This window comes from Rhizobium leguminosarum (assembly GCF_019798305.1).
GTDB classification, from domain to species: Bacteria; Pseudomonadota; Alphaproteobacteria; order Rhizobiales; family Rhizobiaceae; genus Rhizobium; species Rhizobium leguminosarum_U.
Genome location: NZ_JAAXDD010000010.1, coordinates 213,003 through 228,271 on the forward strand (window position 1 = coordinate 213,003; position 15,269 = coordinate 228,271).

Genomic DNA, 15,269 nt, shown 5'->3' on the forward strand with positions numbered 1-15,269 from the left:
CGCGTCGCAATCTTTCAGATTCGCTCCTCGCGCTTTGGTCTTTGTTTCCACGCATGTCATTCCCGCAAAACCGCTGCACACTTTCGCGCGACATGCTTTATTTCACCGCGTGCTGTTCGGCTTCGACAGTTGCGGCCGTCATCGTCTTCAAGCGGTGGCCGGAAACGAGTGCGCCGGCATTGCGGTCCATTCGGATGAAGGGAATGGTCGCAATGACCGTCAGTCCGGCAATGATGTAGAAAGCAAGGTGGAAATCGGCCACTTGCAGCGCTTCGCCGCGGAAATAGATCGAGCTCTCCAGGATCGCGGCGGCGACCGCAACACCGAGCGCCAGGCTGACTTGCTGCATCACCGAACTCATCGATGTCGCCTGGCTGGCTTCCGAATCTTCGATGTCGGCGAAGGCAAGCGCATTGACGCCGGTGAACATGAAGGAGCGGGAGAAGCCGCCGAGCAGCAGCACGCCGATGATGACGAGATGCGGCGTCGACGGCGTGAACAGGCCGGTGACGACAGTCACCAGGGTCGTCACCATAGCGGCGCCGAGAAGCGTGGTGCGGAAGCCGGCGGCGGCGAAGACGCGCTTCGCCATGAACTTGGTGGTGATCGCCCCGATCGCGCCTGCAAAGGTGATGAGGCCGGATTGGAACGGCGTCAGCCCGAAGCCGAGCTGCAGCATCAGCGGCGTCAGGAATGGCATGGCGCCGACGCAAATTCGAAAGAGCATGCCGCCCAAGGTGGAGGCCCGAAACGTCGGGTTCTTGAACAGGTTGAGATTGAGGATCGGCGCCGGATGACGCTTGGCATGGCGCACGTAGAGGATGCCGCAGATGAGGCCGATCAAGGTGGCGGTGACGCCGATGATCGGGGGCAGGGCCGGCAGACTGACCACCGACAGGCCGAAGACGACGCCCGCAGCCGATAGCGAGGTCAGCACGAAACCGGTGAAATCGAGCCGCGGCGGCGCCGTCGCTTCCACCTCCGGCAGGAAGATCGTCGCAAGCCAGATGCCGATGATGCCGACTGGCACGTTGATCAGGAAGATCCAGTGCCAGCTGAAATAGGTGGTGATGAAACCGCCGAGCGGCGGTCCGGTGAGCGGGCCGACAAGCGCGGGGATGGTCAGCAGCGCCATGGCCGAGACCAGATCGCTGCGCTGCGTCGTGCGCACCAGCACCAGGCGGCCGACCGGCGTCATCATCGCGCCGCCCATGCCCTGCAGGAAGCGGGCAAAGACGAATTCGACGAGGTTAGAAGACACGGCGCAGAAGATCGAGCCGATGACGAAGACCGAGATGGCAAGGCGGAAGATCTTCTTGGCGCCGAACCTGTCGGCCATCCAGCCGCTGACCGGGATGAACACCGCCAGCGCCACCATGTAGGAGGTCAGCGCCAGCTTCAGCGTGATCGGCCCGACATTGAGATCCGCCGCGATCGCCGGCAGCGCCGTCGCAATGACAGTCGAGTCCATCTGTTCCATGAAGAGGGCGACGGCAAGGATCAGCGGGACGATGCGATTCATAGGCGGGAGCCTTGATGGGCGCGGAATGGAGCTGGAAAGGCCGGTGCTGTTTAGTCCCAGCTGCAGGTTCTGCCAATCCCCAAATCCGGGTCGACGACACGTTTGCTTCACGTCTGCGTGAGACGGCTTGCGCATTAACGTCGCTTGTCAAGATTGACATATGTTTACCTGGCGGGAGCAAGAAATCCGGCCGGAATCGACACTGGGGGCCGTGCGGCGACGCTTCGCACGTCATGAAGGATGGACATATGACAATTTCGTCGGGAATAAAGCGGCGCACCCTTTTTGCCGCAGGCCTTGGCCTGCTGGCGGCGCCGGTCATTTTGCGAGAGAAGGCCGAAGCGGCCGCAACTGGAGAACGCAATCATATGGATGGAACGCTTTTGCCCGAGATCAATCAATTCAAGCTCGGTTCCTATACGTTCACCGTCGTCCGTGACGGCACCAGCATTGTCGAAAAGCCCTATGAAACCTTCGGCACCAATCAGGACCCCGAAACCGTCAAGGGATTGCTGACCGCAAACTTCCTGCCGGCCGACAAGTTCATGAATGGCTATACGCCGGCTCTCATCGATACCGGTTCGGATGTCATCCTCGTCGACACCGGCTTCGGCGCTGCCGGCCGCGCACGTGGCGCCGGTCAACTGACCGAAGGCTTGAAGGCGGCGGGATATTCGGCCGACGACGTCACGCTGGTAGCGCTGACCCATCTGCACGGTGATCATATCGGCGGCCTGATGGAAGATGGCGCGGCTGCCTTCAAGAATGCTCGCTATGTCGTCGGCCAGGCGGAATATGATTTCTGGTCGGACAAGGCACGTGAGGGCACACCTGCCGAGGGCGGCCACAAGGCGGTGCTCGCCAATGTCGTACCGTTCGCCGAGAAGACTACTTTTATCAAAGAAGGTGATAGCGTCGCGCCCGGTGTGACTGCGGTGCTGGCGGCCGGCCACTCGCCGGGACATATGGTGTTCCACGTCGAATCCGAGGGCAAACGCCTTGTGCTCACCGGCGATACGGCCAACCATTATATCCTGTCGCTGCTGCGGCCGGATTGGGAGGTGCGCTTCGACATGGACAAGGCGCAGGCTGCCGCCACCCGCCGCAAGGTCTTCGAGATGATTGCGAGCGAGAAGATCGCCTTCCTTGGCTACCACATGCCCTTCCCGGCGGTCGGCTTCGTCGAAAGGCAGGATGGCGGTTATCGCTTCGTGCCGAAGAGCTATCAGTTCGACATCTGATCGGGAGCGGTTCCGCCTTTCGCGGAAGCGCTGGGCCGCTCTAACTTCTTGTTTTTATGCAATTCCGGACGGAAAAGTGCTGAGCGCTTTTCCCGCAATGCTCCTGGCGCATGGCACCCATGACGAGCCTGGCGGACATGCCGGGCTTTTTGCTATTTCCTTCCTGTCATAGACGTGTTACCAGCCCTCGCCAACTTCCAAGCAACCCATGCAGACCGCCGGGGCGGACGATTCGTTTCCGGACAGGGTCGCATTTTTATTAAATGAAGGAATTTGGCCATGGCACGTATCATTGAAACGGCAACCGGCGCAGACGCGCTTACCTTCGACGACGTGCTGCTGCAGCCCGGACATTCCGAGGTCATGCCAGGCCAGACGAATATCTCCACCCGCATCGCCCGCGATTTCGAACTCAACATCCCGATCATTTCATCCGCCATGGATACCGTCACCGAAAGCCGCCTGGCGATCGCCATGGCCCAGGCCGGCGGCCTCGGGGTCATTCATCGCAACCTGACGCCGATCGAACAGGCCGAGCAGGTCCGGCAAGTGAAAAAGTTTGAAAGCGGCATGGTCGTCAATCCGGTGACGATCGGCCCCGATGCGACGCTTGCCGATGCGCTCGGGCTCATGAAATCCTATAGCATTTCCGGCATCCCTGTCGTCGAGAAGTCCGGCCGCCTCGTTGGCATCCTGACCAACCGCGACGTCCGCTTCGCTTCTGAACCGGAACAGAAGATCCACGAATTGATGACCAAGGACAATCTGGTCACCGTCAAGGAAAACGTCGATCAGCAGGAGGCCAAGCGCCTGCTGCATTCGCATCGTATCGAGAAGCTGCTGGTCGTCGATACCGAGGGCCGCTGCGTCGGCCTCATCACCGTCAAGGACATCGAGAAGTCGCAGTTGAACCCGAACGCCTCCAAGGATGCACAGGGCAGGCTTCGCGCTGCCGCCGCCATCAGTGTCGGCGATGACGGCTTCGAGCGCGCCGAACGCCTGATCGAGGCCGGCGTCGACCTGCTGGTCGTCGATACCGCCCACGGCCACTCGCAGCGCGTCCTCGATGCCGTCGCTCGCGTCAAGAAGCTCTCCAACTCGGTGCGCATCATGGCGGGCAACGTCGCCACTTATGACGGCACCAGGGCGCTGATCGATGCCGGTGCGGATGCCGTCAAGGTCGGCATCGGTCCGGGTTCGATCTGCACGACGCGCATCGTTGCCGGCGTCGGCGTGCCGCAGCTCGCCGCCATCATGTCGGCGGTGCAGGCCGCGAATGATCAGGACGTGCCCGTCATCGCCGATGGCGGCATCAAGTTCTCTGGCGATCTTGCCAAGGCGATTGCCGCCGGCGCTTCCGCCGTCATGATCGGCTCGCTGCTTGCCGGTACCGATGAGAGCCCGGGCGAGGTCTATCTTTACCAGGGACGCTCCTTCAAGGCCTATCGCGGCATGGGTTCCGTCGGCGCCATGGCCCGTGGCTCGGCCGACCGCTATTTCCAGGCGGAAGTGCGCGACACGTTGAAGCTCGTGCCTGAGGGCATCGAAGGTCAGGTGCCGTACAAGGGCCCGGTCTCGGGCGTCATCCACCAGCTCGCCGGCGGCTTGAAGGCGGCCATGGGCTATGTCGGCGGCAAGGATCTGAAGGATTTCCAGGAGCGGGCCACGTTCGTGCGCATCTCAGGTGCCGGTCTTCGCGAAAGCCACGCCCATGACGTGACGATCACCCGCGAGAGCCCGAACTATCCGGGCGCCGGCCTCTGATCATGAAGGCGGGCAGCGGGATTCCTCTCTGGATCGTCGCGCTGCTCGCAGCCCTCTGCCTCGCCGTGCTCGCCTGGACAACCTTCGGCTTCGTCGTTCCGTTCAAGCACGAAACCGGCCAGGCGGTGCTCGATACCTATTTCGCTGGTTACGACGAGTCGGCCGTCTTCCACCTGCAGACGCTGCTCGATGAGAACGAGACAGCGACCAGGCTGCTACGCGCCATGTATTTCGGGCCGGAGCTGATCTTTCCGGCACTGCTGACGGCGCTGCTATTCCTCGCCTTCCTCAAGCTCGGTCCTGTCGGTTCGTGGTTCGGCCAATCGGTGCATCCGCTGGTCGGCAAGGCGGTCTACCTGCTGCCGTTCATCTACGGCATTGCCGACTACGGCGAGAACATCTCGAGCCTCATCGCCTTCGGCAACGGTGCGTCATCAACTGTTGCAACGCAGCTGCTGCCGTGGATGACACGGCTGAAATTCGCAAGCCTCGCCATCTGCTTCATCCTCATGGTCCGGCTAGCCATCGGTCGCTGGCTCTCGCCGCGCCAAGATTGAGGCCGCTTTCAGCCTGTCCGGCGCTAGTGTCCGGTTCTCCTTTCGGCTACTGCATAATTCCTTAAATCGGAATCGATTTAAGGAGAAAATTATGCAGCAACTCAAAGTATTACAGCCTCCTTTGCGCGCCTGAAAGACGCGCGGCGCTGTCATACGCGCAACAAATGCGGAAGCAGAAAGGAAGCGGCCATATGACCGGCTATCAAATCTTCTGGCCACTCCTTGCCCATGTGGCCCTGGTCTATGGTCTGTATGTGCTTCTTGGCCTTCGGCGCGCAAAAATGGTCCGCGCCGGCAACATCGCGAAATCGGATTATCGCGAAAATCGTGACGAGCCGGCCGAAAGCCTCGCCGTCAAGAGCTGCCTTGCCAACCAGTTCGAACTGCCGGTGCTCTTCTACGCCTGCTGCATTCTTCTCTATATCACGGACGCCGACAATATCGTCACCGTCGGACTTGCCTGGATCTTCGTCGCCCTGCGCTATGCTCACGCCGCCATCCATGTTACCAGCAACGACCTGCGTTATCGCAGCCCGATCTTCGCCGCCGGTTACCTGGTGCTTGCCGCCATGTGGATCTGGCTTGTCGCATGGATGCTGATGAGCTGAGGCGGCAGGCGCTACCGCCCCATCATTTGCCCGCCACCTGCTCCGTAATTCCCTAAATCGGGATCGACCTAAGGATAAGATCTACAGCAATTCAAAGTGCTGCAGCCCGACGACGGAACATGCCGGCATTGGCGGCAAGATGGCCGCCGGACGTTGGGCCATTCCCAAGATCGCAGACAACGCACAGCAGCATGGGGCGCAAGCGGCGCTGCCGGTGAAATGCTGACATGATATGCGTGGCGGCGCCGTGCGTCTTTTTCAGGCGTGCACAGGACGCTGTAACACTTTGAATTGTACGGTAGCGCACCGTTTTCACACGCTTTTGCCGGCCGTTAAAATGCGAGCGTTTCCATTTACGGCGGATGAAGACCTGCATGTCATATCGACCCGACGCGGTGGTTTGGCACATGCCTTCCATTGCGAACGATAAGAATGGGAACGACATGGGCGCGGAAAGCATAGATCGGATCGGCCTGCGCAGGAAGCCGAAGCAGGAGCGCAGCATCCAGAGGCTGGACCTCATTCTCGCTGCCGCCGCCAAGATCATCGCCGAAAAGGGCGTCAGCGCCATGCGGATGACGGAACTCGCCATTGCCGCCAAGGTGCCGATCGGTTCGGTTTACCAGTATTTCCCGGAGAAGGCGGCAATCGTCAAAGCCCTGTTCGACCAGCACGCCTCGGCGATCCAGGCGAAGATGGCGGCGATGTTTGCCGACGTACGGTCACTTGACCAGGCGCTGGACGTCATCTGCGCCACCATCGACTGGTATTACGATTCCTACCACAACGATCCCGTCTATCTCGGCGTCTGGATGGGAACGGAGACCGATCAGGATCTGCTGCAGCTGAATATCGAGCATAGCGGTCGCGTCGCCGGCATCTTCCATGACGCCGTGCGTCAGCTGGCTCCCGACCTTTGCGACGAAGACATGTATGCGCGTACTTACCTGTTCAGCCACCTGATCGGCGCCGTCATCCGGCTCGCCGCCGTGAGCGAGGAGGCCTTGGCGCGGCGCATGCTCGATGAGTGGAAGCGCGTCATCCGCGCCTCCCTTTTTGCCACGATCCTGCCGCGCGCCGCCTGAGAGCGACTACCAGCTTGGGACCATATTAGCCGCCTTCAGCCGCGGATAAAGGCGCGCCTGGGCGGATTTGACGTCCGCCTCGAGGCTGTCGTCGACGACAGTGGGCGTGATATTGTCGAGGCAGGCGGTGATATGCGCCGTGATCGCGTTCATCAGCGAGAGCGAAACGCCCGGCCGCTTCATGATGCCGATCTGCACCGGCGGCAGCGCCGGAAAGCCGTCCGCCTGGCTCAGCACCTTCATGCCCGTCCGCAGCGCCGATTCCGGCATCACCGAAACAGCCATGCCGGCAAGCACGGCAGCGGCAACGACGGTGCAGGACCAGCTGGTGAACAGGATCTGATGCTCGCGTCCCACCGCATCGAGCGCCGAACAGGCGAGCTGGCGCCATTGGCAGTCGCGCCGGCCGACGGCAAGCGGCACCGGTGCGTCGTCGCGGATCGGATGGTTGGCCGAGCCCACCCAGCAGAGCGGCTCGGTTCTCACCACATCGGACATGCGTTCGCGCGGATTGTGGGTGACGAGCGCAATGTCGAGCTCGCCCTTATGCATGCGCTCGGCAAGATCCACCGAGGGCTCGCAGACGATGTAGAGCTCGACATTCGGATGCGTCTTGGCGAAGCGGCCGATGATTTCTGGCATGTAGCGGTCGGCATAATCGTCCGGCGTGCCGATGCGCAGCATCCCCTCCAGCCTGTTGTCGTCGAAAGCCGCAATCGCCTCATTGTTGAGGCGAATGATGCGCCGGGCATAGTTGAGCAGTTTTTCGCCCTCGACAGTCAGCCGGTTGCCGCGTCCGTCCTTGATGAACAGCTGCTTGCCGATGCGTTCCTCGAGACGGCGCATCTGCATGGAGACGGCCGATTGGGTCTTGTAGACCCGGTCGGCGGCCTTGGTGAAGCTGCCGGAATCGACGATGGCGATGAAAGTCTGCAATTGGTCGAGATCAAGAGGCGCGGACATGCTTTCACCCATAAAGATAGCTGATGATAATCATTAGAAACATTCGTTGGACTGATCAATAGGTCTTTGGCATCTTCGGGATGCAAATCAAGCAAAGTGAAGGACAGACGCCCTGCCTGTCCGAGCCCAATTCAGCCGTACTCCTTCCCGCATGACCTCGCGGCAGGGGGTGGGTTGTTGCGCGCCTGAAAAAAATCGAAAGAAAGGAGAGTCCCATGCGCATGACAGACCGGACAATAGAACTCGACTGCGGCAAGCTCACCCCGACGTTTTCCCAGCGTCTGGCAGCAGTCCTCGCACCGTTGGCCTCCCTCTTTCGCGTCTTCCGCAATCGCATGGAGATCAACGCGCTGCACGATCTGAACGACACGCAGCTGAGGGATATCGGCCTTAGCCGGGCCGACCTGACCTCCGCGTTCCTGGCCTCGACCTTCTTCGAGGACCCATCGGAACATCTGACGCGCTCGGCACGCAATCGCTGGCGCCTGTCGCTCTTCCGCTCCCACGAAGAGTAGGAGCGTCGAGTTTCCCCGCAGGGTGATAGCCAATAGCCCTGCCGCTTGACCCGGTGATCGGCTTTCCCAAGCCATCTCCGGGTTTTTTTTACTTGCTAACGCCCCGCATCCGGGGTTATTCGCTCGTCTTGGACCGGGGCTTCGGCCGATAGGTTTCGAAGATCGCTTCCAAGTTCCTCTGGTAGTTCTTCTGCACCTCCAGTCCGCTGTCGAACATGGCGTTCAGCATCTCGGTATAGCTGTCGGCATTGATCTTCGCCTCTTCCTTCGGCGCTTCAGGCGTCTTGGCCTTAGTCTGGGCTGCCGGCTGCTGGCCGAGCCCGCCCATCATCTCCTGGAAGGCTTTGGCGAAAGGATTGTCGAGGAAGGGGTTCGGCGTCTGCGTTGGCGCAGGCTTTGGCACCGAAAACATCTGCTGCATCGCCTGCGTAAAGGGATTGTCGAAGACGCTGGGCTCCGGGGCCGGCTTTGGCGCGAAGCCGGTACTCTCCAGCCATTTCTGGATGGTCTCGCCCATCGCCGTGTTGAAGAAGGGATTGACTGGCGACGCCATCTGGCCGGTCGTCTGCTTGAAGAGCCCGCCCATCAGCGTATCGGCCAGCACCGGCAGCATCCGCTTGTAGATATCCTGGCCGATGCCGGTCATTTGTGCGGCCTGGGCGGCGACCGCGCGCGAAACCTCCTTCGAGCCGAAAAGCTGGGCAAGGATGTTGTTGCCGTCGGAAATGCCCTCCGGCGTGAAGGCCCGGTTCATATCCTCGAAATATCGCGCATAGTCGCCGGAGGAGACCGCCTGCATCAGCCCGACGAAATCATAGGGATTGCTGGTGCTGCGTTTCAGCCCGGCGGAAAAGGCCGGCATCAGTGCCGCCATCGCCTTCGTCGCCTGTTCCTGTGCGAGGTTGAACTGGCGGGCGATCGCCTCCATCGCCGCGCCGTTCTGCGCCTGCATCATCATGTCGAAGAGTGGCAGCATGGAAGTCCCTTTCCCCGGGTCGTGACGCGTTGTAACGCCACTATAACCGGAAATGGCAATGCGCAAACGGCTTTTTGCCATAAGAACTTAGGGAGGAGTTTCCCTAAAGCATGTCTCGCAAAAGTGAGCAACGGTTTTGCGATAAAGACATGCGGAAAAGCAAAGATCTAAAGCGCGCACGCGAATCTGAAGGATCGCGACACGCTTTAGAGCGTTCGGCTAAGGCTCCAGCGACAGGTCGCGTGGAGCACCACCTGGCCGGACTTCACTTCCGCTGCTCAGAGACAGCCGAATTAGGGACTGTCGGAGCAATTCCGGGAAAAGCGGAACCCACTCAGTATTGATAGTCCTCAAAGACCGGTTCCACGGAGCCGTGCCAGCGGCCGTGATAGAGCGACAACAGATCCTCGGCGAGTGTCGCCTTCTTGGCGAGCACTTCTTCGAGCGGCGCCAGGAAGATGCTCTCGTCCTGGCCTTCCCGGTTGAGCCTGCCGCGCGCCTTGAGGCCGGCCCTTGATATGCCGACCACCTCGCGCGCCATGTCGAAGAGCGGGTGTCCGCGAAACTCAGCCGTCAACCCCTCGGCGGGAACGGCGTTGCGCAGTGCCTGGACCTCGGCAAAGCTCCAATCCTTCGTCAACTCATCAGCGGCATCGAGTGCCGCATCGTCATAGAGCAGGCCGACCCAGAAGGCCGGCAAGGCACAGATGCGCCGCCACGGACCGCCGTCGGCGCCGCGCATTTCGAGGAAGCGTTTCAGCCGCACGTCGGGGAAGAGTGTCGAAAGATGGTTGGTCCAGTCCCCCATCGTCGGCGCCGGATCGGCGACCTCGCCCTTCAATGCGCCGTTCATGAACTGGCGGAAGGTGACGTGGGTACAGTCGTGATAGCGGCCGTCACGGACGATGAAATACATCGGCACGTCGAGCGCCCACTCGGCATAATCGCGGAAACCGAAATCGTCGCGGAAAGTGAAATCGAGCAGGCCGGAGCGCCGGTTGTCGACGTCGCGCCAGATATCGCCGCGCCAGGAGAGCAGCCCGTTCGGCTTGCCTTCGGTGAAGGGCGAGGAAGCAAACAGAGCGGTCGCCAGCGACTGCAGCTTCATCGAGACGCGCATTTTCTTGCGCATGTCGGCTTCCGAGGAGAAATCGAGGTTCACCTGGATCGTGCAGGTGCGGTACATCATGTCGAGACCCTTAGCTCCGACCTTCGGCATGTAGCGGGTCATGATCTCGTAGCGTGATTTCGGCATTTGCGGGGTTTCCGCATAGGTCCATTTCGGGCTGCCGCCGATGCCGAGGAAACGGATGCCCATCGGCTCGGCGATTTGGCGCAACGTCGCCAGATGCTGGTTCGATTCCTTGCAGGTCTCGTGGATCGTCTCCAGCGGTGCACCGGAGAGCTCGAACTGGCCGCCGGGCTCGATCGAGATCGCGCCCATGCCGTTGTGCTCGGCAAGCCCGATGATATTGCCGCCATCGGTGATCGGCTCCCAGCCGCTTTTTTTCTGCAGGCCGGTCAAAAGGGCCGAAATGCTGGCATCGCCGAAATAGGGAACCGGGCTGTTGTCGGCGCGGAAGAACGCGAATTTCTCGTGTTCGGTGCCGATCCGGAAGCGCTCCCGCGGCTTGTTGCCCGCGGCGATATAGTCGGTCAAATCCTGGACCGAAGAGATCGGTGTCTGGTCGGTAGTGTCGCGGGCCATGCGGGATACCTGTATTCAAAAAGGCGCCCAGGGGGCCGGGCAATTGGAAGGGTGATTAGGACCCAAGCCACCCATGTTGCAAGTGAAATTGTTTCAACGACGCATCAAAAAAATAACAGCGATTTCCATGTCAACCCGTTTTCGACCTTACTTCCAGTCGCCGATCGCGGCCTGGACTACTGCCAGTGCCGCAACGGCTGCGGTATCGGCCCGCAGGATGCGCGGCCCGAGCGGAATGGCGGTGACAAAATCGAGGCTTCGAAGCCGCGCCCGTTCTTCTTCCGAAAAGCCGCCTTCCGGCCCGACAAGCAGAGCGAGATGTCTTTCCTTGACCGCCGACAGCACCGGCAGCGGGTTCTGCCCGGCATCACCCTCGTCGCAATAGATGATGCGGCGCTCGCTCGGCCAGCGGTCGAGCAGGTCGAGAAGCCTCACCGGCTCGGCGACATCGGGAATGCCGAGAATGCCGCATTGCTCCGCCGCTTCGACGACATTGGCGCGCAGCTTGTCGAGATTGGTGATCTTGCCCTGGACGTGCTGGGTCATGACCGGCTGGAGCAGGCCGGCTCCCATTTCGACCGCCTTCTGCACGAGATAATCCAGGCGGCCGACTTTGAGCGGCGCAAAGAGATAATGCAGGTCGCAAGGCTGCGGCTGCGGCCGCGTCTCTTCGGTTGCTGTCAACAGGATGCGTTTGCGGGTGGGGAATGTAAGGGTCGCCTTCCACTCGCCGTCGCGGCCGTTGAAGAGCAGGATCTCCCCGCCTTCCTCCATCCTCAGCACATTGCCGAGATAGTTGAACTGATCGGCATTCGCCTCCACGACGGCACCGCGCGTAAGCGGCGCGTCGACGAAAAGCCGTTGCATGCGGAAATTGGCGCGCATTAAAAAACTCGAGGTCGTGAAGCATGTCTCGCAAACCTGTGCAGCGGTTTTGCGATCGTGACATGCTAGAAAATAAAGACCTAAAGCGCGGCACGCGGATCTGAAAGATCGCGACGCGCTTTAGACGAAGAGCGCGAACATAACCCAATAAATCATTGCCGCAAGCGCACCCGAAACCGGCACGGTGACGATCCATGCGGCGACGATCGTCATGAAATGCGAACGGCGCACGAGATAACGTCGCCGTGTCTCGTGGATATTCGGGTCTTCCGGCTCGTCGATATCAAAGCTCTCGGCCTTGCGCCTTATATAGGCGATGCGGCGCTTCGAATGGCGCGTGTACCATTCACGGAAGAACCCGACGCCGAAGACGGCGCCGACGGCGATATGTGTGGTGCTGACCGGCAGGCCGAGCCAGGAGGCGACGATGACGGTGAAGGCGGTCGACAGCGCGACGCAATAGGCCCGCATCGGATTGAGCTTGGTAATTTCCTCGCCGACCAGGCGGATCAGGCGCGGGCCGAAGAGCAGCAGGCCGACGGAGATACCGAATGCGCCGATCAGCATCACCCAGAGCGGCGGATGCCCGACGCCGCCGCCGCCACCGATGCCGACCGAATGGACGATCGCCGACAGCGGCCCGACCGCGTTCGAAACGTCGTTTGCGCCATGCGCGAAGGACAGCAGCGCCGCAGAGCCGATCAGCGGCAGCCGGAACAGCGTCCGCAGCGAGCTGTTGCGGTTTTCGAGAGCCCGCGCTTGGGCAACAACGAGCGGCCGGGCGGCAAGCCAGCTTACCAGCCCGATGCCGATCCCGATGAGGAGGACGGTCAGCGGCAGGAACCTGCCCGGGGGCGAGAGCTGCAGCACCATATAGGCCATGAAGCCGCCGGCCATCACCGCCACCAGCACCGGTACCCAGCGTTGGGCCGCCGCGACCTTGTCCTCGCGGTAGATGATCAGGGTCTTGACGAGATAAAGCAGCCCTGCGGCGATCAGCCCGCCGATCAGCGGCGAGGTGATCCAGCTCGAGGTGATCTCCAGCATCACCCGCCAGTTCACCGGCTCCGGTCCGACGGCTGAGATGCCGGCGCCGATCACCGCGCCGACGATTGCATGGGTGGTGGAAACCGGCGCGTTCATCCAGGTTGCGAGGTTGATCCAGAGAGCCGCCGCCATCAGCGCCGCCATCATGATCCAGCCGAGCATCGCTTGCGGCACCTGGATGGCGTCGACGATGTTTGCGGAAATCGTCTTGACGACCTCGCCGCCGCCGACCGTGGCGCCAAGAACTTCGAAAATCGCAGCGATGATGAGTGCCTGGCCCATCGTCATGGCGCGCGCACCGACGGCGGCACCGACATTGTTGGTCACGTCATTGGCACCGATGTTCAGCGACATATAACCGGCAAGGGCTGCCGCCGCCACAACGAGCACGGCTCCCGGCCGGTCGAACACATAGACACCGGCAAAGAGCATGGCCAGACCGACGAAGATCAGCCCGAGTCCAGGCGTCACCAGCCGCCGCAAAACATGCTTCGCCACGTCCTCGGCATGGGTGATCTTGTCGAGGTCCTTGTCGAGCGTACGTTTTGTGAGGACTGCGGGGCGTGGCGGCATTCTTGTTCCTGAGAATGAATCTGCTTCTACGCTGCTTTCCTAGCAGTGCAAGATGGCAGGATTCATTCCGCCGGAATTTGTTTCACGTCTGGAATTTGCTTCGCCACCTTGGCCGAAAGCCTGTCGGCCATCTTTTGCTTGAAGGCGAGGAAAAGGTGGCGGAGCTCCGGTTCACGCACGCGCCCGGCCGCTTCGTCGAACGAGACCCATTCGATCCGGCGCTCGCCTTTTTCCTTGAAGTTCTTCGCCATGTCGGTGACTTCGAGCGCATAGACCTGCACTTTGCAGATCACTTGCACCCCGTCGCGCAGCACCTTCGAATAGGTGTAGGCGCCAAGCGTTTCCGTTTCGACCACGCCGCGGACGCCGGCTTCCTCGAAGGCTTCCTGCATCGCGACCTCATGGGCGCATTTGCGCGTCATCGGCCAGCCCTTGGGAATGACCCAGCGGCCGGTGTCGCGGCTCGTCATCAACAGCACCTCGACCTCACCGCTCTTCTTCTTCACCCGATAGCAGAGTGCACCATATTGCTGTCGCGGCGGACGCCGGAACATCAGTTGCACATCGGAAGCCAGTCGGGCGAAAAGAGTCAATGGTCGGGTCACCTTCGCAGTCGTCGTTAGGAATCACTCATATACGTATATCACGGAAAGCTTACGCAATCCAAAAGGCCGCAGGACGATTTGAAACGCGATTGATCGCCGTTCATAGGGAAATCGAGGCCGGACAGGTTCGGAAAATCCGTCACGCCCTGTCTCGAATGCGTCACATTGCACAGCTGTACAATATGGCGTGATCTTGCCTTTCGTTCAATGGCGAGATCTAGTGGTCCACCATGATTTTGTGAATGTCGTCCTCATGCGTCTTCCACCGCTCAATGCTATCCGCGCCTTCGAAGCCGTCTGTCGTCACGGCAGCATTCTGAAGGCTGCCGAAGAGCTGAATGTAGTGCGCGGCGCCGTGCGCCAGCAGATCGACACGCTGGAGAATCACTTCGGCCGCAAGCTCTTCCTGCGCGACGGCCGCAGGTTGGTCCCGACCTTGCAGGCAAGGGCTTTTGCGGAGGCTTCGAGTGCGGCTTTCGACATTCTACAGCGCGCCGCTTCGGAACTTGAGGGCGCCGTGCCGGGCCGCATCCGGCTTGGCGTGCCCTCCGCCTTCGCGGTTTGGTGGCTGATGCCGCGCGTGGCAGGCATGCAGGCGAGCCTCGGCGATACCGTCGACATCGTGCCGATGACCGTGGTCGAACCGCTGCAGATGCACCCCGAATTGGACGCTGTGATCATGGGCGGCGAATATCGGCCGGCCGCAGGCATCACCGCCCTGCGATTCATGGCGGACGAGTTCGGCCCGGTCGCGACGCCTTCGCTTGCCTCGATGCTATCGCGCGACCCGGCGACGATGGGCGCGCTGACGATGCTTGTCAGCCGCAGCGTTCCGAAGCTCTGGGACGAATGGTTTGCCGAAAGCTGCACGCCGCCGGTCGTCTTTTCCCGCGCCCAAGAATTCGAGGATCTGCTGCTGGCGCTCGCTGCTGCCCGCTCCGGGCTCGGCATCGCGCTTGCGCCACGCGCTTCGATCGAGGACGATCTCCAGCGCGGGCATCTGGTCGCGCCCTATGGCTTCATCTCCCGGCCATCGGGCTATAGCCTCTGCTGCCGCACGCTGGACGCGAAACGGCCGGCCTTTGCCGCCTTGGCCAGCTGGTTGCTCCGTTGCGGGACACCGGCCTGAAAGGGCAGATTTTCTGCCCCTTCGCCAGAATTACTTCCATATTCGCAGCCCTGTTGCTCCGCTAGAAACAGCACCAACACGCAAATAGGAA

At 61.2% G+C, this 15,269-nt stretch carries 15 protein-coding genes; 7 read left to right on the forward strand and 8 right to left on the reverse strand.

Features of this window, described 5'->3' with window-relative positions; translation table 11 throughout:
• Positions 1–97 precede the first annotated feature (97 nt).
• Positions 98–1,522, reverse strand: coding sequence for a DHA2 family efflux MFS transporter permease subunit (locus HFO99_RS19450; RefSeq protein ID WP_222362976.1), 1,425 nt, complete (start codon positions 1,520–1,522; stop codon positions 98–100).
• Positions 1,523–1,770: 248 nt separating this feature from the next.
• Here HFO99_RS19450 and HFO99_RS19455 point away from each other — a divergent pair, with 248 nt between their 5' ends.
• From HFO99_RS19455 to HFO99_RS19470, 4 genes are all read left to right on the forward strand, one after another.
• Complete coding sequence (locus tag HFO99_RS19455; protein WP_222343104.1) at positions 1,771–2,763, forward strand: MBL fold metallo-hydrolase; 993 nt, start codon at positions 1,771–1,773, stop codon at positions 2,761–2,763.
• A gap of 279 nt (positions 2,764–3,042) precedes the next feature.
• On the forward strand, positions 3,043–4,527 hold the full coding sequence (gene guaB / locus HFO99_RS19460) for an IMP dehydrogenase (RefSeq protein ID WP_222362978.1): 1,485 nt from the start codon (positions 3,043–3,045) through the stop codon (positions 4,525–4,527).
• A gap of 2 nt (positions 4,528–4,529) precedes the next feature.
• Entirely contained in the window at positions 4,530–5,084 is a 555-nt protein-coding gene (locus HFO99_RS19465) for a hypothetical protein (protein ID WP_222362980.1), read from the forward strand.
• A 191-nt stretch (positions 5,085–5,275) separates the two neighbouring features.
• On the forward strand, positions 5,276–5,692 hold the full coding sequence (locus HFO99_RS19470) for an MAPEG family protein (RefSeq protein ID WP_222362982.1): 417 nt from the start codon (positions 5,276–5,278) through the stop codon (positions 5,690–5,692).
• A 91-nt stretch (positions 5,693–5,783) separates the two neighbouring features.
• Here the strand turns inward: HFO99_RS19470 and HFO99_RS19475 are convergent, their stop codons facing one another.
• Positions 5,784–6,068 (reverse strand): hypothetical protein, encoded by a 285-nt coding sequence (locus HFO99_RS19475; RefSeq protein ID WP_222362984.1) that lies wholly within the window; start codon positions 6,066–6,068, stop codon positions 5,784–5,786.
• Positions 6,069–6,135: 67 nt separating this feature from the next.
• On the opposite strand from HFO99_RS19475, the gene HFO99_RS19480 reads away from it, so the two are divergent.
• Positions 6,136–6,777 (forward strand): TetR family transcriptional regulator, encoded by a 642-nt coding sequence (locus HFO99_RS19480; RefSeq protein WP_261323237.1) that lies wholly within the window; start codon positions 6,136–6,138, stop codon positions 6,775–6,777.
• Positions 6,778–6,783: 6 nt separating this feature from the next.
• Here HFO99_RS19480 and HFO99_RS19485 read toward each other — a convergent pair whose 3' ends face one another.
• Positions 6,784–7,740 carry a LysR substrate-binding domain-containing protein gene (locus tag HFO99_RS19485; RefSeq protein ID WP_038614725.1) on the reverse strand — a complete coding sequence of 319 codons (957 nt, stop codon included), beginning with the start codon at positions 7,738–7,740 and terminating at the stop codon, positions 6,784–6,786.
• A gap of 215 nt (positions 7,741–7,955) precedes the next feature.
• On the opposite strand from HFO99_RS19485, the gene HFO99_RS19490 reads away from it, so the two are divergent.
• The gene (locus HFO99_RS19490; RefSeq protein ID WP_222362986.1) at positions 7,956–8,255 is read left to right on the forward strand and encodes a DUF1127 domain-containing protein; all 300 of its coding nucleotides are present in this window, start codon (positions 7,956–7,958) and stop codon (positions 8,253–8,255) included.
• 115 nt (positions 8,256–8,370) lie between these two features.
• On the opposite strand, the gene HFO99_RS19495 is transcribed toward HFO99_RS19490, so the two are convergent.
• The 5 genes from HFO99_RS19495 to HFO99_RS19515 form a co-directional block, all read right to left on the reverse strand.
• Positions 8,371–9,231 (reverse strand): DUF937 domain-containing protein, encoded by an 861-nt coding sequence (locus tag HFO99_RS19495; protein ID WP_222362988.1) that lies wholly within the window; start codon positions 9,229–9,231, stop codon positions 8,371–8,373.
• Positions 9,232–9,565: 334 nt separating this feature from the next.
• A complete protein-coding gene (locus HFO99_RS19500) occupies positions 9,566–10,939 on the reverse strand; it encodes a glutamate--cysteine ligase (RefSeq protein WP_222362990.1) in 1,374 nt (457 codons plus the stop codon).
• Positions 10,940–11,086: 147 nt separating this feature from the next.
• Positions 11,087–11,824 carry a 16S rRNA (uracil(1498)-N(3))-methyltransferase gene (locus tag HFO99_RS19505; protein WP_222310995.1) on the reverse strand — a complete coding sequence of 246 codons (738 nt, stop codon included), beginning with the start codon at positions 11,822–11,824 and terminating at the stop codon, positions 11,087–11,089.
• Between the two features lie 120 nt (positions 11,825–11,944).
• The gene (locus HFO99_RS19510) at positions 11,945–13,444 is read right to left on the reverse strand and encodes an inorganic phosphate transporter (RefSeq protein WP_222362992.1); all 1,500 of its coding nucleotides are present in this window, start codon (positions 13,442–13,444) and stop codon (positions 11,945–11,947) included.
• A 62-nt stretch (positions 13,445–13,506) separates the two neighbouring features.
• Positions 13,507–14,037: an NUDIX hydrolase gene (locus tag HFO99_RS19515; RefSeq protein ID WP_222362994.1), complete on the reverse strand. Its 531-nt coding sequence runs from the start codon at positions 14,035–14,037 to the stop codon at positions 13,507–13,509.
• A 232-nt stretch (positions 14,038–14,269) separates the two neighbouring features.
• On the opposite strand from HFO99_RS19515, the gene HFO99_RS19520 reads away from it, so the two are divergent.
• Complete coding sequence (locus HFO99_RS19520) at positions 14,270–15,178, forward strand: LysR substrate-binding domain-containing protein (RefSeq protein ID WP_222362995.1); 909 nt, start codon at positions 14,270–14,272, stop codon at positions 15,176–15,178.
• The last annotated feature ends 91 nt before the right edge of the window (positions 15,179–15,269 follow it).